This is a genomic window from Catellatospora sp. NPDC049111, assembly GCF_040648615.1.
Classification (GTDB): domain Bacteria; phylum Actinomycetota; class Actinomycetes; order Mycobacteriales; family Micromonosporaceae; genus Catellatospora; species Catellatospora aurea.
This window is the reverse complement of the sequence record NZ_JBEZEB010000019.1, coordinates 1-23,244: the sequence shown is the minus strand read 5'-3', so window position 1 is coordinate 23,244 and position 23,244 is coordinate 1. Positions and strand designations below refer to the sequence as shown.

The following is a 23,244-nucleotide window of genomic DNA, read 5'->3' as shown; positions in this document are numbered from 1 at the left end:
GTGACGCACACGCCAGGTGGGCTGTGCCCATTCCCGCGGACCGGTGGCTTCCTGGCAGCCGCCGCGATTATAGCCAGATCGCGGCATGCGAGTCCCGGTCGGTGGGCGGGCCGATCGGCCCGCCCACCGGCGCGGTCAGTCGATGGCGTGGGACGCCACTGGCCACGGGCGGGGCCTCAGAACGGGGGGTTGTCCACGTCTGCTGTGGCCCAGGGGTCGTCGTTGGTGCCGCGGCTGTCGTTGCTGCCGTGGCTGTCGGTGCGGCGGGCGCCCAACAGTTGCAGTGGCACCAGTTCGGTGTTCAGGAACCGGAATGTTCCGAACCGCTCCCGGATCTCGGGGCCGTAGACCGACAGGATCCAGCGCCAATACGGGGTCAGCCTGAGCTGGGCGCCCTGGGAGATGGTGGTTCCCCGGGCGATGAAATCCCGGGTCAGGCTCTCGGTGGCGGCCGTGTCCGTGGGGGCGGCCGGGTCCAGCGGCTTCAGCAACTGCCGGTAGTAGCGGGCCCAGTCGTTGTCGCGGGTGTTCCAGCCCGCCTCGGCGGGGCCCGGCGGCACGGCGACGCGATCGCGGCGGCGAACCGCCTCGGCGAACTGCCCGGCCATGATGTACGGGTTGCGCAGTCCCAGCCCACCGGCGGTGACCGGCCAGTACAGCCAGGCCTCCGGGATCGCCTGCGGTGGGGTCTGCCGGTCGGCGTCGGTGCGGGCCCCGACCAGGGCGATGACGTCCTTGCACAGGGCGTCGGCGATTCCCTGGCCGGGGCCGACGTAGTCGTCGACGAACCGGACCAGGGCGGCGTTGGCCTCGGCGCGGTGGTCGTCACCCAAGTCGGCTCCCAGTGCGATGCATCGGGCCAGGTGGGTGAGGTCCGCGTTGATGATGTCGACCTTCGACAGCACCGCCTCGGCGGCCATGACGCTGCCGCGGCTCTGGGCCAGGTGCTGCTGGAAGCCGGCTTCGTGCACCGACCACTCGCCCCGCTGGTCGAGGGTGAGCATGCCCCACCGGGGCAGCGGCCCCGCCATGGCCGCCGGGAGTTCGCCGCCGATGCAGACCGCTCCGAACTTGTCGTCGTTGAGCGTCAGCCCGCAGGTCCGGAAGAACGCGGTCACGTGTTCCCGGGCGGCGACGGCGGCATCGGGATCCGGGGTGAGCAGACAGATGTCGTCGACCACCCGAATGACGCGGACCGCGGCGCGCTGCTGGACGTAGGTCTCCATACAGCGTCCGATCAGCTCGGCCAGCAGCGCCGAGAGCCGGTAGCCCATGGGCACGCCGCGGGTGGCGGACCGGGTCTCACCGAGGTCGCCGGTGGAGCCGGAGCCGTCGGTCGCCGCCAGGGGCATGGCCAGGAACCCGGCAACCAGATCCAGTTCCGGCGGGCGGATCCCGAGGCCGGCCAGGATGGTCAATACCAGGTCGTGGGGGATGCTGGAGTAGTAGTCACGCAGATCCAGCTTCACGACGCAGAGCGGTCGGTCAGGGAAAGCGGCCCGCGCCAGCTTGATCTCGGCGTTCACCAGTGCCACCACCGGGAAGAACATGTCGCTGTCCTGCTCGTACGGGTCGACCGCGGTGACCTCGTGGAGTTTGTCCAGGTGGGCGCGTCGCTGGGCCAGGACCGATTTCCGGTAGGGATCGTCGTGGATGAACTCGAAGCCGGCGCGCGCCTGAGGGTCCCGTGCGGTGCCGAGATCCGCGATCCAGGGAATCGTTTCCGGGTCCGATTGCCGGCCCGCGGACCCTGCGAACTGCTGCTCGCCGTCCGTGACGGACTTGGGGACGTTGAGCGCCCACAGGAGCTCCGACCGGTGGTCCGCCGCCTGTCTCTGTCGCCAGTCGCCGAAAACGTCGGACAGTTCCCGCTCCCACCGGCGGGCGAGCACGTCGAGCAGACAGGTGGTGGGAAGATCCTGATCGGTGTAGAGACGCCACTTGTTTCTGGTCCATGCGGCCCGGGTGACCACGCCGCCGGCCGGCCACTGCAGGGCGTCGGGGCCGGTTCCCAGCAGGGTGAGGACGTCGGCGAGCTCCGCGGAGAGCGTGTGGTCCTGGATCAGGCGGCGCGCCTCGGCCCGCAGCCGAGCGGGTTGATACTGGTCGTTGTGGATGAGGCTGAGGGCCTCCTGCAGCGAATCCTCGCGGGTCGCCACGATGTGGTCCTTCGCCGGGTCGGCCTCGGAGACCCCGGCGAGCAGGTTCTCGATCAGGCCACGATGGTCGTTCGGACGGGGTGGCGTCAGAACATGCTCACGCAATTCGTGCAGCTGTCGCGTGGGCGGGATCCGCTGAAGGCTGTCGCCGCTGGTCGCCCACTGCTCGAGGAGGACTCCGAACCGGAAGACGAACTCCGAACGCAGGCGTCCTGCGGTCAGTTCGTCGGCCAGCCGACGGGACCAGCGCTCGACCAGGTCGGCGGAGATGCCCTGACCGGGAAGGGTGTCGTTGGCCAGGACGCCGAGATCGGCCAGTTCGGGATGGACCCTTCCGCCCGCGTAGGTGAGGTCGGCCAACCCGCGATAGAGGTGTCGTAGCCGCTGGTGGGGATCGGTCGCGGCCTCGGCCTGGAGGGTGAGCCGGTCGTAGGCCTCGCGCAGCCGGCTGTGCTGTGCCCGCAGCTCTCGGAGCTTGACCGCGGTGACGAACTGGGTGGTCGAATCGGAACGCATGGCCGCAGACCGTAGTGTCGGGGTCGGACAAAACCCGATCACCGCGTCCATCCGGAAGATCGGCGCCGCGCCACTGCGTTCGTCGGCCGAGCGGAGTGAACCTCCCTCGCCGACCGGCGTTCGGCGTGGTCAGGCTGGTGGGTCGTCGCGATACAGATCCGATTTCACGCCTCCGCGGCCCCAGCGTGTCGCCGTGAGTTCAGGCCGTGGGCGGATGGGTTTGGGCACCCAACCCCACTCCCTGGTGTCCGGCGCGGCGTCGTCCCAATCCGCGATCGACGCGAACGGATCATTGTCGGGCTCGGCCGCGACGGCGCAGGTCTCCCGGGTCACCATGGCGGGGTGAAAGCGCGTCTCCTGGGCGACGTCGCAGTCGTCGGTCCGGGAGGCGACCAGGGCGCCGCACCGCTCGCAGGCGATGCACGGGTTCCATCCCACCAGCGACCAGCAGCCGGTGTCCACCAGGTCGTAGACGAATCGTGTGCCGCGCACGTCGCCGGGTGAGAGCACGAAGGTGCCGACGATCCTGCCGCTGCCGTATGCGGCCTCGTCGATCGCGTAGGTTCCGGGGTCGAGCCGCGGCGGGTTCACGCGGTGGTGGCTCAGCAGCGACCAGTGCGGTCCCGCCGGCAGGTCCACCAGCTGTACGGGGACGCTCAGCGCGTTTCCGCAAGCCGTGCACCGGAAGCTCTCCACCGCCGGAGTATGCCCCGCCGACCGGATCAGGGCACCCCAGATTCGCGACGCGCACCTGTACCGACCGTTCTGGCGGCCGACTCGTCAACGGGGTCCGCGTACGTGCGGGCCAGCTCTTCGACGGTGGCGGCGATGCGCCGGCGCAGCGAGACCGGTTCCAGCACCTCGACCTGCGCACCCAGGCGCAGGAACTGCATCTCGGCGTGGCTGTCGGTCTCGATCGGCACGCGGGCCAGGATCCAGCCGTCGGGTTGGCGCTCACCGGCCGCGGCGGCCTCGGCGACGGCCCGGCCCATCAGGTGCGGCAGCAGCTCCAGCGCGGCGGGGGACAGGCGCACCAGCGCCTCGCCCCGCACCAGCCGGGCACGGAAGTCGGTGATGTGCTCGTGCCAGTGCGCCGCCAGATCGAACCCGTCCGGCCAGGTGAACTCGTCGGGCAGCACGGTCAGTTCGCGGAGCTGGCTGACCCGGAAGGTGCGCAGGCCCCGCGCGGCGCGGGCGACCAGATACCACTTGCCCGCCTTGAGGACCAGGCCGTACGGCTCCAGCCGGTGCTCGGCGCGGCCGGTCCAGTTCTCGTAGGTGACGGCCAGGGCACGCTGGTGCCATACGGCGTCGGCGAGGGTGGCGAGGTGTTCGGAGCTGTCGCCGTCTTCGTACCAGCCGGGGGTGTCGAGGTGGAAACGCTGCCGCATGCGGGCGCTGCGCTCGCGCAGCGCGTCCGGGAGCGCGGCGGCGAGCTTGAGCTGCGCGGCGGCCACCGCCTCGGCCAGGCCGAGGTCCGCGGCGACCCCCGGCAGCTCCGCGAACACGAGGCCGCGGGCTTCGGCGGGGGTCAGCCCGGTGAGCTGGGTGCGGTAGCCGTCGACCAGCCCGTAGCCGGTCGTGTCGCCGTAGACCGGGATGCCGGCGGTGCCCAGCGCCTGCATGTCGCGGTAGATGGTGCGGACCGACACCTCCAGCTCGGCGGCGAGCTGGTGCGCGGTCTGCCTACCGCGGCTCTGCAGCAGCAGGACGATGGAGAGCAGCCGGTCGGCGCGCATGGCCGAGATTCTGCCGCCGAGCACTGACAGAACATGTCAGGGGTACGCCCCTAGCGTCTCCCGCATGACGAACACTGATTTCGACTTCCTCGCCGGCTCCTGGGACAGCGTGCAGCGGCGGCTGGTCAAGGTGCTGGCGGGCTGCGACGAGTGGTACGAGTTCGACGCGACCCTCGACTGCCAGGTGCTGCTCGACGGCACCGGCGTCTTCGACGTGCTGCGCGCCCCGGAACGGGGTTTCGAGGGCCTCACGCTGCGCCTGTTCCACCCCGACGAGCAGGTGTGGCGTATCTGGTGGGCCTCGAAGAACAGCGCCGGCCTGCTCGACGAGCCGGTGGTCGGCCGCTTCGACGGTCCCGTCGGCACGTTCGAGTGTGACGACGTCTGGGAGGGCACCCCGATCCGGGTCCGCTACCGCTGGTCGAAGACCGATCCCGCCCATCCCCAGTGGGAGCAGTCCTTCTCCACCGACAACGGCACCACCTGGGAGGTCAACTGGACGGCCGACTTCACCCGCCGCTCCTGAGCCGAACGGCGGTGATCGCCGTTTCCGGTCGAAACCTGTGGTCTGGCCCCACACTCTGAACGGAAACGGCGATCATGCCGGTCAGGCGCGCAGGGTCGCGGTCACCTCGCGGAGGTAGGCGAGGCCGGAGGTGGCCAGCTCGTCCTGGGTCGGGGCGAGCGGCCGCCAGATCGCGGCGGCGACCGCGATGGCCTCGTTCTCGCCGGTGAAGGACTCGATGCAGATCGGGCCGCGGTATCCGGTGCCGGCCAGCGCGCCGAGCCAGCGCGGCCAGTCGAGGTGGTCGCGCCCCGGCGCGCCCCGGTCGCTGCCCGACACCTGCACGTGCACGATGCGCGGCCCGGCCAGGGCGACGGCCGCGTACGGGTCGGACTCCTCGATGTTCATGTGGTAGCTGTCGAGCATGATCCCGACGTTGCCGGGCAGCCCGTCGATCGCGTCCAGGGTCTGTGCCATGGTGTTGACGACCGAGGTCTCGTACCGGTTCAGCGCCTCGATGCCGATCGCGACCCCGCGCTCGCCCGCGTAATCGGCGACGGGCTCCAAGGCGGACCGCAGCTGCCGGTAGCAGTCGACGCGCTCGTCGGCCGACATGCGCCAGAGGCGGCCGACCGCCGCGTAGACAGGACCGCACACGCTGGGCGCGCCGAGGACGGCGGCGGCGTCGACCAGCCCGCGCAGGTAGTCCTGCGAGCCGCGTACCGTCGCGGCGTCGGTGCAGACCAGGTCCCGGCCCGGCGGGGTGACCGCGAGCACCGCCGCGGCGGCCAGGCCGTGTCCGGCGAGCAGCTCGCCGACCAGCTCGGGGGACCAGTCGCCGGGGTTCTCCACGGGGATCTCGATCGCGTCGAAGCCCCAGGCCGCGATGCGGGGCACGAGCTCGCGCAGGGCGTCGTCGTCCACGGGTGAGGTCCAGATCCACGGGTTGGCGCCGATGGCGAACACAAGACACCTCTTTCACGGTGGAAGGCGGCCGCCCCGGGAGGAGGGCGGCCGCCGTGGTGGTGCGGGCAGTTACTTGCCGCCCCAGTCCTTGGGGTAGCCGGGCAGGGTGGCGCAGCCGCACATGGCGTAGTGCAGCGGCGGCATGTCGGCCTGCACGAACTGGCTCAGGTTGTCCTGGGTGATGGTCGGCTGGGGCAGCTTCCAGGGGCTGGCCACGGCCTCGCCGTTGAGGATCTTCAGGGCCGCGATGACCGGCGTGCGCCACTGGTACGTGGGGTAGGTCGGGGCGATCGCGGTGAGCTTCTTGTCCTGCCACATCTTGAGGAAGTCCTGCTGGTCCTCGCCGACGATGGCCGGGAACGGCTTGCCCGCGTCCTCGAACGCCTCGGCCGCGGCGACGGCGGTGGCGCCGGCGTCCATCCAGATGCCGTCGATGTCGCCGAAGCGCTGCAGGTAGTTGGTGACGATGGTCTTGGTCTTGGCCGCGTCGCCGTCGGTGAACTCGACGCCGACGACGTCCAGCTCGGACTTGTCGAAGACGACCTTCGCCGCGCCCCAGCGGGCTTCGAGCACGTCGACGCCGGGCAGGATGCGCAGCGCGAGGATCTTGCCCTTCGGCTTGACCTTCTCGACGAGGAACTCCGCGCCGGTCGCGCCGAACGCGTACCCGCCGATGGGGTTGATGAAGGTGACCGGGCACTTGGTGTTGACGCCACGGTCGAACACGATGACCGGCACCTTCGCGCAGGCCTGCTCGACGGCCGGGGTCAGCGTCGCGGTGGTGTTCGGGGAGACGATCAGCGCGTCGCAGCCCTTGCCGAGCAGGTCGGTCATGTCGGAGATCTGCTTGTCGTCCTTGCTCTCCGCGTCGGCCACGGTGAACGTCTTGATCTCCGGGTGCAGCTTGACCTCGGCCTGCATGTTCTTGAAGCCGACCTGCCGCCACGGGTTGCCGACGCCCGCGTTGGAGAAGCACAGGTGGTACGGGCCGGCCTTCTTGTACTTGGCGGTGTCCACGGTCTTCGGGTCCAGCGCCTGCTCCCACGGCTTGTCCGCGGGACCGGTGGCGGTCTTGGTGCGCAGCGCCAGCTCGTTGTCGTGGTCGGCCTGGACGAAGAACTTCGACGTCTCGCCGGTGCCGGCGCCGCTGGGCCCGGCGCTGGGCGACGCGCCGGGCACGTCGCTGGTGCAGCCGACCACGCCCACCGCCACTGCGGTGCACACGGCCAGCAGGATAGGGGTGCGTCTCCTCATGGGTTGTTCCTCTCGGTAGCGGTTCAGGGCGGTTCAGGTGCGGCGGCGCAGCGTGCCGACGGCGACGGCGGCGAGGATGATCAGGCCCTGCACGGCGGAGCTGAGCGCCCCGGAGACGCCGAGCAGGTTGAGCAGGGTGAGCAGGGTCTGCAGGGTGAGCGCGCCGAGCATGGCCCCGGCGACCGAGCCGCGCCCGCCGCCGAGCACCACCCCGCCGAGCACGACCGCGGTGATCGCGGTGAACTCCAGGCCCTGCCCGACCTGGAAGGACACCCCGCCGAAGCCGCCGAGCAGGATCGCCGCGACGGCCGCGCAGGCCCCGCTGACCGCGAACGCGATGGTGCGCATCCGGGCTGTGCGGGCACCGGCGAGCCGGGCCGCGCGCGGGTTGTCGCCGACGGCGAGCAGCACCTTGCCGAAGTCCGAGCGCATCGCCAGCACGGCGAGCACCGCGACCCCGGCCAGCACCAGCACCGCGTACGGCAGCTGGCCCAGCACCGGCACGCCGTCGATGCCGCGGCGGCCGAACATCCGGAACTCCTCCGACAGCGCCCCGCGCGGCGAACCGCCGGTCCAGGTGTAGACCGCGCCGACGAGCACCAGGTACATGCCGAGGGTGGTGATGAACGACGGCACCTGCAGCAGGGTGGTGACCACACCGTTGACCAGGCCGATGAGCAGGCCGAAGCCGAGCAGCAGCGCGATGACCGGCCAGGTCGCGGCCGGGTCGCCGTCGATGAGCCGGGCGGCGATCACGACTTCGGCAGTGACCAGCGAGCCCACGGACAGGTCGAAGTCGCCCGCGACGATGACGAAGTACTGCCCGGCGGCCAGGATGATCAGCGGGGCGGCGCGTTTGAGGAACGCCAGCAGCACGGGCGGGTCGTAGAAGTCGGGCTGGCGGATGCCGACCGCGACCAGCAGCAATACCAGGATGATCAGCACGGGCCGGATGCTGCCCGCACCCCAGCCGCTGCGCCCGCCGCCGCCCAGCCCGGACTTCACGGCCGCGGCCGGTGTAGCCACTTCAGTGCTCATGCCACGGCCGCCTTCCGCCGGTCGGAGGTGCGGCGCAGGCGCAGGGCGTACACCGCGACCGCGGCGACGATGACCACGCCGCGCACCATCTGCTTGAAGAAGGAGTCCACTTCGAGCTGGTTGAACACGCCGTCGATGACGGCCAGCAGCAGCACCCCGCCGACGGTGCCGGTGACCCCGCCGCGGCCCCCGGCCAGCACGGTGCCGCCGAGCACGACCGCGGCGATGGACTCCAGGTCGTAGCCGCCTTCCGCGCCGACCCGGGGCGCGCCCGCGCCCAGCCGGCTGGCCAGGTAGAGCCCGGCGATCCCGGCGCACAGCGAGCAGATGACGTGGGTGCGGATCAGGACCCGGTCGGTGCGCACCCCGGACAGGCGGGCCACGTCGAGGTCGCCGCCGGTCGCGATGAGGTGGTGGCCGTAGCGGGTGCTGCGCAGGGTGAACCAGACCGCGGCGGCGACCGCGGCGAACAGCAGGAACGACAGCGGCACCGGGCCGAGGCGGTCGTAGCCCAGGTGCTGGAACGAGGTCGGCACGCTGCCCGCCGGTCCGGCGTACCCCTGCTCCAGGTAGCCCTTGATGAGCAGGCCGACGCCGAGCGTCGCGATGAACGCGTTGATCCGCAACTTCGTGACCAGCAGCCCGTTGACCAGCCCGATCCCGGCCGACACGGCGAGCACGGCGAGGATCGCGGGCAGCACCATGCCGTCGGAGCCGGCCATCGTCTCGGCGGCGACCAGCGACGTCAGACTGATCACGTACGCCACCGACAGGTCGAGCGAGCCGGCGAGGATGGCGATGGTCTGCCCGACCGCGACGATGCCCAGGCCGGCGGCCCGCTGTAGCAGGCTGATCGTGCTCGACTCGCTGAACAGCGAACCGCCGTCGAGGGCGACCAGCGTGCCGCCGACGATCAGCGCCACGGCCAGCGCCGCCCACACCCCGTTGGTCGCGTCGAGCTGCGGCAGCCGCAGCCGGGAGCGCAGCTCGCTCATGCCTTCTCCTCGCTGCGCTCGTCGGCGGCATCTTCGAGCCTGCTGATTCGCTCGCTTTGCTCGCTCATGCCTTCTCCTCGCTGCGCTCGTCGGCGGCATCTCCGAGCCTGCTGATTCGCTCGCTTTGCTCGCTCATGCCTTCTCCTCGCTGCGCTCGTCGGCGGCATCTCCGAGCCTGCTGATTCGCTCGCTCATGCCGTCTCCTCGCCGGTGGCGCCGGTGGCCAGGCCCATCACGGCCTCCTCGCTCGCTCCGGCAGGAAGTTCGCCGGCGATGGCGCCGTCGCGCATGACGACGATGCGGTCGCTCATGCCGATCAGCTCGGGCAGTTCCGACGAGATCATCAGTACCGCCGCGCCGTCGTCGGCGAGCCTGCGGATCAGGTCGTGGATCGCGGCCTTCGCGCCGACGTCGATGCCGCGGGTGGGCTCGTCGAACAGCAACACCCGCGGTGTCATCGCCAGCCAGCGGGCCAGGATCACCTTCTGCTGGTTGCCGCCGGACAGGTAGCGGATCTCCTGACCGGTCCCGGCGGCGTGCACCTCGACGGCGTCGAGCAGCTCGCGCACGGTGGTGGCGCGGGCGGTGCGGGCGAACCAGCGCGGCCGCACGGCGTGCTGGGCGAGCAGGGCGTTGTCGAGCACCGACTGGCTGAGCGCGAGCCCTTCGGCCTTGCGGTCCTCGGTCACGTACGCGATCCCGGCCCGCACCGCCTGGCGCGGCGAGCGCACCCGCACCGGCACCCCGTCGAGCAGCAGCTGCCCGGTGCGGAAGCCGTCCACACCGAAGACGGCGCGGGCCAGCGCGGAGCGGCCGGAGCCCTGCAGCCCGCCGACGCCGAGCACCTCGCCGGAGCGCAGTTCGAGGTCGACCGGGCGCAGGCGGCCGTTGCCCGCGGCGGACAGCCGCAGCCGGGCCGCGCCGGCGCTGCCGGGGGCGGCGCGTTCGGGGTAGTAGTGCGACAGCTCGCGGCCGACCATGTGGCGGACAAGCGTGTCCGCGGTGGCCTCGGCGGTGTCGAGGGTCGTGACGCGGCGGCCGTCCTTGAGCACGGTGATGCGCCCGGACAGGTCGAAGACCTCGGTGAGCCGGTGCGAGACGTACAGGATGCCGATGCCGCGCTGCTGCAACCGCCGGACCAGCCCGTACAGCAACTCGACCTCGTGGTCGGCCAGCGCGGCGGTGGGCTCGTCCATGATGAGCACCCGCGCGTCGAGCGCGAGTGCCTTGACGATCTCGACGACCTGCTGCTGGGCGACGCTGAGCCGGCCGACCCTGGTCTGCGGCGCGATCGCGGTCTCGCCGATGCCGGTGAGGAGTTCGGCGGTGCGGGCCTGCATGGCGCGGCGGTCGACCAGCCCGCGGCGCATCGGTTCGCGGCCGAGGAACACGTTCTCGGCGACGGTGCGCTCCGGGAGCAGGTTGAACTCCTGGTGGATGATGCCGATCCCGGCGGCCTGCGCGGCGCGGGGGTCGGGCAGCGTCACCGCCTGCCCGGACAGCTCCAGCGTGCCGGCGTCGGGCTGGTACACGCCGCTGGCGATCTTCATCAGGGTGGACTTGCCGGCGCCGTTCTCGCCGACCAGCGCGTGCACCTGTCCGGAGTGGAGGTCGAGGTCGACGTCGTCGAGCACGCGTACCCCGAAGAACGCCTTGCCGACGCCGCGCATCCGCAGCAGGGGAGTGTCGCTGTCTGGCTGCACCGCACCTCCTCGATCGTTTCGGGTTGAGGCACTTTCGTTGGCAGGGCAACAACTTTTGCTGTACTGATCGGAAGTCTTGGCGTCGGACGTTAAACGTTGACGCTCGATCTAGCAAGCCCGCAACGAGCCGGAAATGGTCACGGTTCTGCATTGATGTATCTAGCAGGGAAGATGTGAGCGCTCACGCGACTTTTTCTGTCCCGGACCGTAGTTTCGCCTAGCAGGCAACGAACTTTCCGTGGTTCTTCTAAAACTGGCATCGCCAGGATATTGACGCGGTCCTCTGGCTCGGGCCATGCTCGGCTTCGCGCTCCCGTTAACGAAACCGACACATGTCGATGCCGAATCCCTGTCCGGCATGGGAGTGCTGCACGGTCATGTGTCGCGGCGGACGCATGACGGACCCGACCGTCCTTTTAGGGGTAGAAGGAGACGGCATGAGCCGCCGCAGACCTGTCCTTGGCGCGTTCCTCGCGCTGGCCACCGCAATAGCCGTCAGCGTGGTGCCCACGGGCGCCGCCACGGCCGCACCGGCATTCCGCGCGCTGGTGTTCAGCGAGACCGCCGGCTACCGGCACGGATCCATCGCCGCCGGTGTCACCATGTTCAACCAGCTGGCCGCGGCCAACAACTTCGAGGTGGTGTTCAGCGAGGACTCCAGCGTCCTGAACACCTCCAACCTCAACACGTTCGACGTGCTGGTGATGTTCCAGACCTCCGGCATGGTCTTCGACAACGACTCCCAGCGCACCGCCACGCAGAACTTCCTGCGCAGCGGCAAGGGCATCGTGGCCATCCACAACGCCACCGACATGGGCATCGAGTCGGCCTTCCCGTGGTGGGACGCCACCATCAACGGCGGCGCGCACATGCCCGAGCACTCGCCGGGCTCGCTGCAGGGCTACGCGCGGGTGGCCGACAAGGTGCACCCGTCCACGGTCGGCCTGCCGGACAACTGGCAGCGCACCGAGGAGTGGTACAACTTCGACGTCAACGCCCGCGGCCAGGTGCACGTGCTGGTGACGGCCGACGAGCGCACGTACAACCCGGGCGGCGCGGCGATGGGGCCCGACCACCCGATCTCCTGGTGTCGCGAGGCCGAGGGCGGCAAGGTGTGGGCCACCGCCATGGGCCACGACGACGCGTCCTACAGCGAGACCAACTTCCGCAACCACGTCCTCGGCGGCGTGCGCTACGCGGCCGGAAATGCGGCCGGCGACTGCGGCGGCACGGTGTGGAGCAACTTCGAGAAGGTCACCCTCGACTCCAACACCGTCGACCCGATGGCGATGGACGTCGCCCCCGACGGCCGGGTGTTCTACGTGCAGCGCGGCGGCAAGGTCGCCATCTTCAAGCCCGCCCAGCAGCAGACCGTGCAGGCGGCCCAGCTGTCGGTGTACACCGGCGGTGAGGACGGCCTGGTCGGCATGGTCCTCGACCCGAACTTCGCCAGCAACGGGTGGATCTACCTCTACTACTCGCCCGCGTCGAGCTCGACCGACGTCAACCGGCTGTCCCGGTTCACGGTCAGCGGTGACACCATCAACCTGTCCACCGAGCAGGTCCTGCTCAGCGTGCCCGCGTACCGGGACCGCACCTTCAGCGAGCCCGGCCACACGGGCGGTTACCTGGCCTTCGGGCCGGGCGGCAACCTGTTCCTGTCGACCGGTGACGACACCCCGCCCAACCTCGACCCGGCCTGGCAGGGCTACGCGCCGCTCGACTGGCGGTCCGGCAAGAGCTTCCTGGACGCTGCCCGCAGCGCCGGCAACACCAACGACCTGCGGGGCAAGCTGCTGCGCATCCACCCGGAGAGCAACGGCACCTACACCATCCCCAGCGGCAACCTGTTCGCCCCGGGCACCTCGCTGACCAAGCCCGAGATCTACGCGATGGGCTTCCGCAACCCGTTCCGGTTCGAAGTCGACATGCAGACCGGCTGGGTGAACCTGGCCGACTACGGACCCGACCGGGGCGGCGCGACCACCAACCGCGGCCCGGAGGGCCTGGTCGAGCTGAACGTGATCAAGCAGGCAGGCAACTTCGGCTGGCCGTTCTGCCACGGCAACAACCAGCCGTACGCGCCGTACAACCCGACCACCGGCGTCGTCGGGGCGAAGTTCAACTGCAGCGCCCCGGTCAACGACTCGCCGAACAACACCGGCCTGCGCAACCTCCCGGCGCTGGTCCAGCCCCAGATCTGGTACGGCTACGGCGTCTCGCCGACGTTCCCGGAGATGGGTGAGGGCGGCTCGGCGCCGATGGGCGGCCCGGTCTACCGCTACAACGCCTCCAGCACCTCGGCGACGAAGTTCCCGGCGTACTACAACGGCGTGCACTTCTTCTACGAGTGGTCCCGCAACTACATCAAGGAGATCCACTTCGACTCCTCGGGCAACCTGGTGAAGATCAACCCGTTCCTGCCGGGTGGCGGCTTCATCAAGCCGATGGCAATGCGCTTCGGCCCCGACGGCTCGCTCTACGTGCTCGAATGGGGATCGGAGTTCGGCGGCGGCAACAACGACTCCGGGCTCTACCGCATCGACTACGTGCACGGCGGGCGCGCTCCGGTCGCCAAGGCCACGGCCACCCCGACCAACGGTCTTGCCACGCTGAACGTGTCGTTCTCCAGCGCCGGCTCGTACGACCCGGACGCCGGGGAAACCATCTCCTACGCCTGGGACTTCGACAGCAACGGCAGCACCGACTCCACCGCCGCGAACCCGACCCGGGCGTACACCAGCAACGGCAACTACACGGCGAAGCTGACCGTCACCGACAACACGGGCCGGTCCTCGTTCGTCAACATCCCGATCACGGTCGGCAACAACGCCCCGGTCGTGAACATCACCTCACCGCCCAACGGCGGCATGCTCGACTTCGGGCAGGACGTCGCGTACAGCCTGAGCGTCACCGACGCGCAGGACGGCACGATCAACTGCACGCAGGTGTTCACCAACCCGGCCCTCGGCCACGACGACCACGCCCACCCGACCACCGACCTGTCCGGCTGCTCCGGCACCATCAACACCGGCAACCTCGGCGGCCACCCGGACGGGGCAAACCTGTTCTACCTGCTCAACTCCCGCTACCAGGACAACGGCAACGGTTCGGTGGCGCGGCTGACCGGCTACGCCAACGTGGTGCTGCAGCCCAAGCACAAGCAGGCGGAGTACTTCACCAGCCAGTCCGGCATCCGGGTGATCGCGCAGTCCGGCGCGGAGAGCGGCAACCGGATCGGCGACATCAGCAACAACGACTGGATCATGTTCAACCCGATGAGCGTGCAGGGCATCACCAGCGTCAGCTACCGGGTGTCCTCGCCCAGCGGCGGCGGCAGCATCGAGCTGCGCGCCGACTCCCCGACGGGCACCCTGCTGGCGACCAACACGGTCGCGGCCACCGGCGGCTGGGACACCTACGTCCAGCAGTCGGCCGCGAGCGTGGCGTCGCTGTCCGGCACGCACCAGCTGTACATGGTGTTCAAGTCGAGCGCGAACAACGGCTTCGACGTCGACTCGTTCACCTTCGGCGGCTCCGGCGTCGGCACCACCCCGAGCGGGGGGATCGCCGGCAAGACGTACACCCTGACGGCCCAGCACAGCAGCAAGCTGGTCGACGTCAGCGGGGTGTCCACGGCGGACAACGCGACCGTGGTGCAGTGGCCCGCCACCGGCGGCAACAACCAGAAGTGGCAGGCCGTCGACGCGGGCAGCGGCTACGTCTACCTCAAGGCGGTGCACAGCGGCAAGTGCCTGGCGGCCTCGGGCGGCTCCACCGCCGACGGGGCGGCGATGGTGCAGCTGACCTGCACCACGAACAACAACATGAAGTGGCAGGCGGTGCCCACCTCGACCACCGGGGTGTACCAGCTCAAGGCCGTCCACAGCGGTAAGTGCCTCGACGTCAACGGGGCCTCGACCGCCGACAACGCCGCGATCATCCAGTGGACCTGCCACACCGGCGCCAACCAGACCTGGCGCCTCACCCAGGTATGAGACCCGCCGGCCCGATCACACCTGGGTGACCGGGCCGGCGTCGCCCCGCCTGCGTTGATCATGAACTTAAGTCAGTGTTCGACGGCGTGTCGCCACCCCAGTGCCGTGATCACCTTCGCCCGTATCGCGGTCGCCTTGGTGATCACGGCGGCAGGGTGGTGACACGCCGTCGAACGCGTCCATAAGTTCATGATCAACGCGGCAGGGCGGGGACTCAGGGCGCCGGGTCGGCGCTCACCACGACCGCCTCCGGGGCGGGCGGGGGCTGGTAGTGGGTCAGGTGTCGTAGGGCGGTGTTCAGGACCGCGACCAGCGGGACCGCCACCAGCGCGCCGATGATCCCGGCGACGGCGACCCCGGCGGCCAGCGCCACGATCACCGCCAGCGGATGGATGGAGACCGCCCGGCCCATGATCAGCGGTTGCAGCACGTGCCCCTCGACCTGCTGCACCACGATCACCGCCGCGAGCACGATCAGCGCCGTCAGCGGCCCCTCGTCGACCAGGGCGACGAGCACCGCCACCGCCCCGGAGACCGTCGCCCCGACGATCGGGATGAACGAGGCCAGGAACACCAGCGCCGCCAGCAGGAAGGCGAACTCGACCCGCAGCAGCACCAGGGCCAGCCCGATGCCGACCGCGTCGATGAACGCCACGATCACGGTGGCCCGTACGTACGCGACCAGGGTCAGCCACCCGGCGTCGCCCGCCTCCAGCACCCGGCGGCGCGCCCGGCGCGGCAGCGCGATCATCGACAGGTGCCACAGCCGCCGCCCGTCCCGCAGGAAGAAGAACGTCACGACGATGATGAGCATCGCCGTGATCAGCACCTCGAACCCCATGCCCGCCGTGGCGAACAGGCCGCTGGTCAGGTTCTGCCGGTTGTCGGTGACCCAGGCGCCCGCCGCGTCGAACGTGCCGTCGAGCTGGCGGGTGGACAGGTGCAGCGGGCCGGTGCGCAGCCACTCGCGGACCTGCTGCAGGCCTGCGGCGGCGTTCTCGGCCAGGCCCGGCATGCCGTCGATGAGCTGCGTGACCAGCAGGGTGAGGAAGCCCACCGTCAGCAGCACCCCGCCGAACACGACGATCGCGGTGGCCAGCGAGGCGGGCAGCCGCAGCCGCTCGTGAAGCAGCCGCACCATCGGCGCGAGCAGTGCCGCCAGCAGCAGCGCGATGGCCAGTGGCACCAGCACCTGGGCGAGCCGCCCCGCCAGCGACAGCAGCACCCAGCCCACCCCGGCCAGCACGAGCAGCCGCCAGCCCCACGCGGCGCAGACCCGCAGCCAGTACGGGACGGCGATGTCGGCCTCCTGGTGCGGCTCGTCGCCCGCGTCGTCCTCGGTGTCCAGCGGCAGCAGCGGCGGGGGAGTGCGGGCCGACTCCAGCCGCTGCCGGGCGGCGCGCAGTCCGGCCCGCCACCGGGCTGCTTCGATCGGCGGTGGGGCCGCGGTGACGGCGGCTTCGGGCAGCGGCATGGCGGGCCTCCGGGGGCGGTGAGGAAGGCCGGCGGCCCGCCCTGCACCGGGGCAGGGCGAGACCGGCTGAGCCTCCGGGTACCCGGAGCCGGGGGCGGCAAACGGCTGCCCACAGTCCGGTTGTTTCCGTTACTGGCTGTTATCTGTCGCACATCCCGGGTACCGTCGTGGCCAGGTGCCCCGGACCTCGGAGTATCGCCCCCGACTGTTGATCCACTTGGAGCCCGCGTTGTCCGCTGCATCCGCGAACCGTCCCGACCGGCCCAACCCGCCGGCCACGCTGGTCTTCAGCGCACCGGAGGAGCCCCGGACGGACATCCGTGACACGGCCGCTCCGCGCCCGGTCGTCGTCGACCCCTTCGCCCCGCCGGTGGCCGGCAGCGCGAACGCCGGAGCCTGATCCATCCCCGCCCGCCGTGGCGGCGGCGCGAGGTGTCGTCAGCGGTCGGCGGTGTGCACCGGTTTGCGCCAGACCGAGACGTGGCTCTCGCTGTCGGAGGTGAACGGGGCCCCGTGCCAGTCCGCCAGGCGCTGTTCGAACTCCAGCCCGGCCAGCCGCGCCATCAGGTCGCACTCGGCCGGCCAGATGTAGCGGAAGTTGCTCGCGCCGTAGCGGGTGCTGCCGTCGTCGAGCTTTCGGTAGTGGTGCGAGGTCCCCTGCTGGGTGACCATGTCGTACGTGTCGAAGCCGACGTGCCGGTCGGTCACCGAGAACGGCACCGCCGACTGGCCCGGGGGCATCCGCCGGATGCCCGGGATCCACAGCTCGATCACGAACCGGCCGCCCGGCGCCAGGTGCCGGGCGGCGTTGCGGAAGCATTCCACCTGCTCGTCCTGGGTACGGACGTTGCCGATGCTGTTCCACACCACGTACACCAGCGAGAACTCGCCGGGCACCGTGGTGGTGGCCATGTCGCCGACGGCGACCGGCATCTCCTGCTCGGAGATCTTGCGCCGCAACTGGTCCACCATCGGCTGCGACAGCTCGATCCCGCTGACCCGCACGCCGCGGGCGGCGAGCGGCACCGCCACCCGCCCGGTGCCGATCGCGAACTCCAGCGCCGGACCCGACCCGGCCAGCCGGGCGAGGAAGTCCACGGCCGGATCGAGCGCGTCGGGTGCGAACATCTCGGCGGAGTTGTCGTCGTACCGTGCCGCGGTGGCTTCGTCCCAAAGATCACTACTCGTCATGGGCACGAGCCTGCCCACCTCGACCCGCTCGTGCCAGCCATTTACACCGCCACCGGGGCGGCGCGTACGCCGTCGCCGACATGCGCGCCGCCCCGAGGCTCAGTGCAGGATGTTGACGTTCAGTTCGCGTTCGGCGGTACGGATGCCCTGGTAGACGGTGTCGCAGTCGTCCTCGACGCCGCCGACGAGGATGCCGTACGCGACGTGGCTGGCGAACATCGGCGCGCCGCTGTCGCCGCGCTTGCTGCAGTTGGAGGTGCGGCCCAGGTTGCGCATGGACAGCCCGCCGAGGTTGGCGGTGAGGCCGAGTTCGGTGACGTGACCGCAGTTGGTCATCCGGGTGGCCATGCCGGTGGTGCAGATGCGCATGCCGAGCAGGCTCATCTTGTCCTCGGCGATGTGGTAGGTCGTGTTCTGGTTGGTCTGCGGGCTGTAGGTGACCAGCACCCAGGGCCGCGGGTCCCAGCCGGTCGCCACCGACGTGTCGCTGATCCGGATGATCGCCATGTCCCCGATGTACGTGTCGAAGATCCAGCGGTGCACCGGTCCGATGGCCTTGACGGTGAGCGCGGCGTTCTTGCTGCTCCAGGTGCCGAGGTTGTCCATGGCGCAGTGGCCGGCGGTGACGACGTACTTCTTGCTGTCGACCTTGCTCTGCGCGATGAACCCGGAGGTGCACGACGTGTCCGGGTGGTTGATCTTCACGCCGCCCCGCAGCGGCGCGTCGCAGTACGGCGAGTCGCAGCCGAGGAAGGGTCGGTAACCGCCGGACGTCGCCGCCAGCACCACCCCGTCGCCCAACCGGTCCTGCGCCGCCTTCACCAAGGCCTCCTGCGCGGCCGTCAAACCGCCCTTGCGGGGCACACCGAGCTGCACCGCGTTCAGATCAGGGCGCAGGCCCGCGCTCAGGAACACGGTCGCGTCGCGGTTGACCCGGATGACCTCCTCGCCCAGCCAGTCGTTGTCGGCGGCCAGGCGTGCCGCCGAGCGCTTCACGGACACCAGGTCGTAGCCGCCGGTCAGGCCCACCGCCTGCGCCGCCGACTTGACGACGGCCCGTGCGGGCTCGTCGACCTCGCCGGTGACGCCGACCTTGACCCGGTCTCCGTCGCGCACGTCGACCCATACCGCGCCGTATCGCGCGCCGAGGTCTTTCTGCAGCCGCTCGTCGAGGTCCGGAGCCACCAGCTGCCAGGCCATGCGCTCGCGGGCCTCGGCCTCGGAGATGCCGCGCTCCTTGGCGAATCCGGCCGCCTCCTCGGCGAACCAGTCGACGCCGGCGGGACTCGCCTCGGCCGTGGGCCGCGCGGCGGCGGATCCGGGCGGCAGCAGCGCCACGGCCAGGCCGAGCGCGCACGCGCTGAGGGCGGCCTGCTTCCATCGCACCATTCGTGTACTCCTCGGGCAGGGGAAATCGAGCCCTCACCATGTCCGGGCAGGAGATCCCGTGCCATCGCACGTCGTGCTTGCGACTGTCGGGCACGCAACAGCGGTGTCAGCCGGTGACGACCAGGCCTTCCCGCTCGTCGTCCCAAGCGGCGGCGCTGATCCGCCAGCCGGCGCAGGTGCGTGCGAACTGCATCGTCTTCATGCCCCGGCCGGTGAAGGCTGTCCCGTCCTGCACACCGGACTTGGCGTAGGAGCAGAAGTGCTGGGCGATGTCGCCGAAGACCTCGGTGCGCCCGGACAGCTCCCACTCCCGGAAGTCGGTCAGCGTCCCGCCTGCCAGCAGCGCCTGGCGGGGTGCGATGAAGCCGTCGACGTCGTACACCGTCGGCTCGCCGCCGCAGGTCTTCACGATCACCGCGCCGGGCAGGAACAGGCCGCGCAGCGCGTCGAGGCGCGTGGTGCCGTCCGGGCCGGAGACGAAGGCGGCGAAGAACACGCGCACGATCTCCGCGATCGCGGCGCGGTCCGCCCGAATTGTTTCGGAACTGTCGGCGGTCATGCAGGGACGCTAACTTGTCGTTGCACCACTTGCAGATCCAGAGAGCTAGGGAGTTCCGCTCGTGAACGTGTCCACCGCGGTGTCGCAGGCGGTCGCGGCCGCACCGGATCTGGCGTCGCTCGGCGGCGGACCGCGCCGCGCCATGCTGCACGCGTGCGCGGACGCGCTCGCCGCGGCGGGCGACGAGATCGTCGTGACCGCGCTGGCCGAGACCGGCCTGACCGAGGCCCGGCTGCGCGGCGAGCTTGACCGCACCACCGGCCAGCTGCGGCTGCTCGGCGACCACGCGGCCAAGCCGTGGCGGCGGGTGTCGGCCGGCGTCGCCGCCGGAGGTGGCGACGTGGTGACCGTGCCGGTGCCGGTCGGTCCGGTCGCGGTGTTCGCGGCGTCGAACTTCCCGCTCGCGTTCGGGGTGAGCGGCGGCGACACCGCGTCGGCACTGGCCGCCGGGTGCCCGGTGGTGGTCAAGGCGCATCCGGCGCAGCCGCGCACCGGTGAGCTGCTCGGGCAGATCCTCGCCCGCACCCTGCCCGACGGCGCGTTCTCGCTGGTCGCGGGAGGTCCGGAGGTGTCGCTCGAACTGGTGCGGGCACCCGGCATCCGGGCGGTCGGCTTCACCGGGTCGCTGACCGGCGGCCGGGCGCTGATGGACGCGGCGGCGGCACGACCCGATCCGATTCCGGTGTACGCCGAGATGGGTTCGCTCAACCCGGTGCTGGTGCTGCCCGGCGCGGCCGTTCCGGCGACCGTGTCAGCGCTGGCCGCGGCCGTCACCGGCTCGGCGGGCCAGCTCTGCACCAAACCGGGCCTGGTCGTGACGGGGTCCGCGGCGTTCGCGGAGGAGCTGGCACAGGCTGTGGCGGCGGTCCCGGTGCACCGGATGCTGACCGAAGGCATGGCGCAGGCGCACGAGAGCTGGCAGGCGCAGGCGGCCACGGCGCACCGGGTCGTCGCCGGTGTCGGCTCGCCCGCGGCGTTCGCGGTGGTCGTGGGCGTGGACGAGCTCGCCGGGGAGTTGCTGGAGGAGCACTTCGGGCCGTCGGTGGTGATCGCCGTCGGCGCGGCCGACGAGGTGCCGTCGCGGCTGGCGGGTTCGCTGACCGCTTCGCTGTTCGGCGCAGCCGACGACCGGGAGACGGCCCGTGCGCTGCTGCCGGGCCTGCTGGCGCGGGCCGGGCGCATCGTCTGGAACGGCGTGCCGACCGGTGTCGCGGTCTGCGACGCGATGCAGCACGGCGGCCCGTGGCCCGCGACGTCGGCGTCGTGGTCCACGTCGGTCGGCACCGAGGCGGTCGAACGCTTCCGCCGGCCGGTGGCACTGCAGGGGCTGCCGGCCGACCTGTTGCCGTAGCCGGGTCCACGTGTCGGGATGGCGTCGCCGACGCGCCACGGGACGCGACCGGTCCTACCGTCCCGGGGTATGAGACTCCGATTGGCACTCGTCGCCGCCGTCGCGGCGCTGGCATCCGTGTTCGTCGCCCCGGCCGCGGCCAACGCTGCACCGGACGACCTGGCCTGCTCCGCGGCGGGCAGTTACAGCCGTTATGTGAACGGCACGCCGAAGACGTTCTGGCTCGTCGCAACGGTGGGCAGCTACCGCTACTGGCAGGTGGTGGGGGCGACCACGGATTACTACCAGCGCAGCTACGTCGTGCGGTGCAGTGGCGGCGCGATCGCCGCGTCGGCCGACCTGACCGTCACCGCCACCGGCGGCGACCGCTGCGGCACGACCACCACCAGCCAGTACCGGTACGTCGGCGAGCGGGCCGCCCTCCTGCCGGGCCTTCCGTTCCCGGTCGAGTCCGACTACCGGTACTGGCACGTGTACCGCTGGGAGAGCTCGGGGTTCTTCGGGTTCTGGACGTACGACCACTCCGAGCTCGCCCAGTGCCCCACGGCCGGCTGACAACCCGCCCGGAACAAGGAAGGGCACCTTCTTATCGCTGCGCGTATAAGAAGGTGCCCTTCCTAACGGCCGACGGCCGCTGCCTGGGGTTATTGCAGGCCGAGCTGGGCGTAGAGGGCGTCCGGCGCGGGCTTCGCGCCCGGCGGTGCGGACACCGTCACCGGCGCGCCGAAGTCGCTGTATCGCAGCGAGGCGCTCGGCGCCCCACCCGCCGCGGGGATCACGAAACCGACCAGGCGGCCCTGGGCGTCCAGCGACGCGCTGAACGGATGGCGCTTCATGCTCTTGGGGAACTCCTGGCCCTTCGTGAGCCGGAAGCTGATGCCGTTGCCGGTGCCGACCTTGCTCAGGTCGATGGTGCCCTTGATCTCGGTGCCGCTGGTCACGGCACCGTCGACCTCGGCCGAGACGATGGCGTTGATCAGGCGGGCGGAGCCGCCCGGATCGTTCTTGCCCGCGGCGAAGGTCAGCTCGAAACTCGCCGGGACCTTGGCCGGGTCGAGGCTCAGCCAGCCGTCGCCGACGCCCTGCATCTGCTGCGACTTCATGTACACGGCGTCGCCGATCATCCTGACCTCGGTGGCCTTGCCCGCGAACGAGATCAGCGCGTCGCCGCGTTTGCGGGTGTTGTCCATGTGCGAGCGGGTGGTGACCTGCCCGCCGGAGACGTCGACGTCGGTGCGGAAGCTGGTCTCGTCAATGAACTTCGTGCCCGCGCGCAGCAGTTCGACCACGGAGGCGGTCGTCGCGGCGTCGGCGCTGACGACGGGGACAGGCGAGGGCGCGACATCCTCGTCGCCGGTGTTCCATCTGACGGAGCAGGCCATGGTCATCAGCGCACCGGCCAGGGCCCCGGCGATCAGCAATCGTGATCTCATGGCCGGTGAAGGTATCGCGCGGACGCCAGTCGCGCTGACCCCCCGCCACGCCTGTGGTGGTGGTTACCACGGGCGCGGCGGGCGGGCAGGGTGCGCTCAGCGATCCAGGTCGATCCAGTAGCGGCGTACCCGGACGTGCCCGGCGTCGCGGACCCCTTCGAGCACGCCGCCCTGGCTCTCGATGGTCCGGGCGGAGGCGAGGTTGTCCACCAGGCAGGGGATGAGCACCCGGCGCAGGCCCAGCACGGTACGGGCCTCGCGGAGCATCTCGCCCAGCGCCCAGCTCGCCAGGCCCCGGCGGCGCGCCGACGGGCGTACGCCGTAGCCGATCTGGCCGAGGTCGTCGTCGTACCGGTGCCGCATGGCGATACCCCCGAGCACCTGGCCGTCCTCGACGATCCAGCGGCAGGAGGCGTGCCGCTCGGCGGGGCAGGGGGCTCCGGCCCCGTGGTCGAGGTGGAGACGCCGCCCGACCCAGTCAGCGAAGCCTTCCGGCGAGTCGAGGTCGTCGTCGGCGTGGATGCCGAAGCCGTCCTCGTGCAGGCCGGGTCCCCAGTCGTCGCGGCACTCCTGGAACGCGGTGTAGAGGCTGGTCGTGGGTGCGATCAGTAAAGGCATGCGGGTCACCGTAGCCACGGCCGAGCCGGTCGACGAGCCGCTCCTCACGACTGCGGATCATGTCCAGAGGCCGCCTCTGCTCGCGGTTCGGCCGATCCGTTTGGAGGAGTACGAGCGCGCCGCGGCGGAACCTTCTCGGCGGTGGCGGAGCCCTTGAAAGCCGGTTCGGTGGATATGGGACCACTGCTCGCCCAGACGGAATCCGAGTCAACCTTGTGATCTGTGCCACAAAAGGAGTCGCGGGGCCCCGGCCGGGGGGGGGGCCCCCCCCCGCGCGCCCGGGGGGCGCGGGGGACCCCCCGGGGGGCCCCCCGGGGGGGCGCGGCGGGGGGCGCGGGGGCGCCCGTGACCCGGCC

19 protein-coding genes are annotated in these 23,244 nt (G+C 70.9%); 5 read left to right on the top strand and 14 right to left on the bottom strand.

Annotated elements, in window-relative coordinates; genetic code table 11:
• Positions 1-176: 176 nt before the first annotated feature.
• From AB0B66_RS24270 to AB0B66_RS24260, 3 genes are all read right to left on the bottom strand, one after another.
• On the bottom strand, positions 177-2,675 hold the full coding sequence (locus AB0B66_RS24270) for a reverse transcriptase domain-containing protein (RefSeq protein ID WP_360534044.1): 2,499 nt from the start codon (positions 2,673-2,675) through the stop codon (positions 177-179).
• A 129-nt stretch (positions 2,676-2,804) separates the two neighbouring features.
• A complete protein-coding gene (locus AB0B66_RS24265; protein WP_360534041.1) occupies positions 2,805-3,314 on the bottom strand; it encodes a hypothetical protein in 510 nt (169 codons plus the stop codon).
• An 83-nt stretch (positions 3,315-3,397) separates the two neighbouring features.
• Positions 3,398-4,414: a WYL domain-containing protein gene (locus AB0B66_RS24260; RefSeq protein WP_360534038.1), complete on the bottom strand. Its 1,017-nt coding sequence runs from the start codon at positions 4,412-4,414 to the stop codon at positions 3,398-3,400.
• A 64-nt stretch (positions 4,415-4,478) separates the two neighbouring features.
• Here AB0B66_RS24260 and AB0B66_RS24255 point away from each other — a divergent pair, with 64 nt between their 5' ends.
• Positions 4,479-4,940 carry a hypothetical protein gene (locus AB0B66_RS24255; protein ID WP_360534035.1) on the top strand — a complete coding sequence of 154 codons (462 nt, stop codon included), beginning with the start codon at positions 4,479-4,481 and terminating at the stop codon, positions 4,938-4,940.
• 81 nt (positions 4,941-5,021) lie between these two features.
• On the opposite strand, the gene AB0B66_RS24250 is transcribed toward AB0B66_RS24255, so the two are convergent.
• The 5 genes from AB0B66_RS24250 to AB0B66_RS24230 all read right to left on the bottom strand — a co-directional run bounded on the left by AB0B66_RS24250 (position 5,022) and on the right by AB0B66_RS24230 (position 10,875).
• Positions 5,022-5,885, bottom strand: a complete 864-nt coding sequence (locus tag AB0B66_RS24250) for a sugar phosphate isomerase/epimerase family protein (RefSeq protein WP_360534031.1) — start codon at positions 5,883-5,885, stop codon at positions 5,022-5,024.
• A 69-nt stretch (positions 5,886-5,954) separates the two neighbouring features.
• A complete protein-coding gene (locus tag AB0B66_RS24245) occupies positions 5,955-7,139 on the bottom strand; it encodes a substrate-binding domain-containing protein (RefSeq protein ID WP_360534028.1) in 1,185 nt (394 codons plus the stop codon).
• Positions 7,140-7,172: 33 nt separating this feature from the next.
• Positions 7,173-8,177 (bottom strand): ABC transporter permease, encoded by a 1,005-nt coding sequence (locus tag AB0B66_RS24240; protein ID WP_360534025.1) that lies wholly within the window; start codon positions 8,175-8,177, stop codon positions 7,173-7,175.
• On the bottom strand, positions 8,174-9,172 hold the full coding sequence (locus tag AB0B66_RS24235; RefSeq protein ID WP_360534022.1) for an ABC transporter permease: 999 nt from the start codon (positions 9,170-9,172) through the stop codon (positions 8,174-8,176). The genes AB0B66_RS24240 and AB0B66_RS24235 overlap by 4 nt, the downstream gene beginning before the upstream one ends.
• A gap of 191 nt (positions 9,173-9,363) precedes the next feature.
• Positions 9,364-10,875, bottom strand: coding sequence for a sugar ABC transporter ATP-binding protein (locus AB0B66_RS24230; protein WP_360534019.1), 1,512 nt, complete (start codon positions 10,873-10,875; stop codon positions 9,364-9,366).
• Positions 10,876-11,312: 437 nt separating this feature from the next.
• Here AB0B66_RS24230 and AB0B66_RS24225 point away from each other — a divergent pair, with 437 nt between their 5' ends.
• The gene (locus AB0B66_RS24225; protein WP_360534016.1) at positions 11,313-14,873 is read left to right on the top strand and encodes a ThuA domain-containing protein; all 3,561 of its coding nucleotides are present in this window, start codon (positions 11,313-11,315) and stop codon (positions 14,871-14,873) included.
• Between the two features lie 214 nt (positions 14,874-15,087).
• Here AB0B66_RS24225 and AB0B66_RS24220 read toward each other — a convergent pair whose 3' ends face one another.
• Positions 15,088-16,347: an AI-2E family transporter gene (locus AB0B66_RS24220; protein WP_360534013.1), complete on the bottom strand. Its 1,260-nt coding sequence runs from the start codon at positions 16,345-16,347 to the stop codon at positions 15,088-15,090.
• Positions 16,348-16,576: 229 nt separating this feature from the next.
• Between AB0B66_RS24220 and AB0B66_RS24215 the strand changes: the two genes are divergently transcribed.
• Entirely contained in the window at positions 16,577-16,747 is a 171-nt protein-coding gene (locus AB0B66_RS24215; RefSeq protein WP_360534010.1) for a hypothetical protein, read from the top strand.
• Between the two features lie 38 nt (positions 16,748-16,785).
• Here the strand turns inward: AB0B66_RS24215 and AB0B66_RS24210 are convergent, their stop codons facing one another.
• The 3 genes from AB0B66_RS24210 to AB0B66_RS24200 form a co-directional block, all read right to left on the bottom strand.
• A complete protein-coding gene (locus AB0B66_RS24210) occupies positions 16,786-17,538 on the bottom strand; it encodes a class I SAM-dependent methyltransferase (RefSeq protein ID WP_360534007.1) in 753 nt (250 codons plus the stop codon).
• A 99-nt stretch (positions 17,539-17,637) separates the two neighbouring features.
• A complete protein-coding gene (locus tag AB0B66_RS24205) occupies positions 17,638-18,927 on the bottom strand; it encodes a S1 family peptidase (protein ID WP_360534004.1) in 1,290 nt (429 codons plus the stop codon).
• Positions 18,928-19,033: 106 nt separating this feature from the next.
• Positions 19,034-19,486 carry a DUF4440 domain-containing protein gene (locus AB0B66_RS24200; RefSeq protein WP_360534001.1) on the bottom strand — a complete coding sequence of 151 codons (453 nt, stop codon included), beginning with the start codon at positions 19,484-19,486 and terminating at the stop codon, positions 19,034-19,036.
• A gap of 61 nt (positions 19,487-19,547) precedes the next feature.
• On the opposite strand from AB0B66_RS24200, the gene AB0B66_RS24195 reads away from it, so the two are divergent.
• Both AB0B66_RS24195 and AB0B66_RS24190 read left to right on the top strand, forming a co-directional pair.
• Positions 19,548-20,837: an aldehyde dehydrogenase family protein gene (locus AB0B66_RS24195; RefSeq protein WP_360533998.1), complete on the top strand. Its 1,290-nt coding sequence runs from the start codon at positions 19,548-19,550 to the stop codon at positions 20,835-20,837.
• A 69-nt stretch (positions 20,838-20,906) separates the two neighbouring features.
• The gene (locus AB0B66_RS24190) at positions 20,907-21,392 is read left to right on the top strand and encodes a hypothetical protein (protein ID WP_360533995.1); all 486 of its coding nucleotides are present in this window, start codon (positions 20,907-20,909) and stop codon (positions 21,390-21,392) included.
• Between the two features lie 89 nt (positions 21,393-21,481).
• Here the strand turns inward: AB0B66_RS24190 and AB0B66_RS24185 are convergent, their stop codons facing one another.
• Together AB0B66_RS24185 and AB0B66_RS24180 are read right to left on the bottom strand one after the other, a co-directional pair.
• Positions 21,482-22,270 carry a hypothetical protein gene (locus AB0B66_RS24185; protein WP_360533992.1) on the bottom strand — a complete coding sequence of 263 codons (789 nt, stop codon included), beginning with the start codon at positions 22,268-22,270 and terminating at the stop codon, positions 21,482-21,484.
• Between the two features lie 96 nt (positions 22,271-22,366).
• Entirely contained in the window at positions 22,367-22,888 is a 522-nt protein-coding gene (locus AB0B66_RS24180) for a GNAT family N-acetyltransferase (protein ID WP_360533989.1), read from the bottom strand.
• Positions 22,889-23,244 lie beyond the last annotated feature (356 nt).

Excerpts from the sequence above, each read along its gene's own strand:
- AB0B66_RS24235 (WP_360534022.1), bottom strand. The coding sequence starts at position 9,172 with ATGAGCGAGCTGCGCTCCCGGCTGCGGCTGCCGCAGCTCGACGCGACC.
- AB0B66_RS24205 (WP_360534004.1), bottom strand. The coding sequence starts at position 18,927 with ATGGTGCGATGGAAGCAGGCCGCCCTCAGCGCGTGCGCGCTCGGCCTG.
- AB0B66_RS24260 (WP_360534038.1), bottom strand. The coding sequence starts at position 4,414 with ATGCGCGCCGACCGGCTGCTCTCCATCGTCCTGCTGCTGCAGAGCCGC.
- AB0B66_RS24210 (WP_360534007.1), bottom strand. The coding sequence starts at position 17,538 with ATGACGAGTAGTGATCTTTGGGACGAAGCCACCGCGGCACGGTACGAC.
- AB0B66_RS24185 (WP_360533992.1), bottom strand. The coding sequence starts at position 22,270 with ATGAGATCACGATTGCTGATCGCCGGGGCCCTGGCCGGTGCGCTGATG.
- AB0B66_RS24180 (WP_360533989.1), bottom strand. The coding sequence starts at position 22,888 with ATGCCTTTACTGATCGCACCCACGACCAGCCTCTACACCGCGTTCCAG.
- AB0B66_RS24240 (WP_360534025.1), bottom strand. The coding sequence starts at position 8,177 with ATGAGCACTGAAGTGGCTACACCGGCCGCGGCCGTGAAGTCCGGGCTG.
- AB0B66_RS24255 (WP_360534035.1), top strand. The coding sequence starts at position 4,479 with ATGACGAACACTGATTTCGACTTCCTCGCCGGCTCCTGGGACAGCGTG.
- AB0B66_RS24225 (WP_360534016.1), top strand. The coding sequence starts at position 11,313 with ATGAGCCGCCGCAGACCTGTCCTTGGCGCGTTCCTCGCGCTGGCCACC.
- AB0B66_RS24190 (WP_360533995.1), top strand. The coding sequence starts at position 20,907 with ATGAGACTCCGATTGGCACTCGTCGCCGCCGTCGCGGCGCTGGCATCC.
- AB0B66_RS24270 (WP_360534044.1), bottom strand. The coding sequence starts at position 2,675 with ATGCGTTCCGATTCGACCACCCAGTTCGTCACCGCGGTCAAGCTCCGA.
- AB0B66_RS24200 (WP_360534001.1), bottom strand. The coding sequence starts at position 19,486 with ATGACCGCCGACAGTTCCGAAACAATTCGGGCGGACCGCGCCGCGATC.
- AB0B66_RS24220 (WP_360534013.1), bottom strand. The coding sequence starts at position 16,347 with ATGCCGCTGCCCGAAGCCGCCGTCACCGCGGCCCCACCGCCGATCGAA.
- AB0B66_RS24245 (WP_360534028.1), bottom strand. The coding sequence starts at position 7,139 with ATGAGGAGACGCACCCCTATCCTGCTGGCCGTGTGCACCGCAGTGGCG.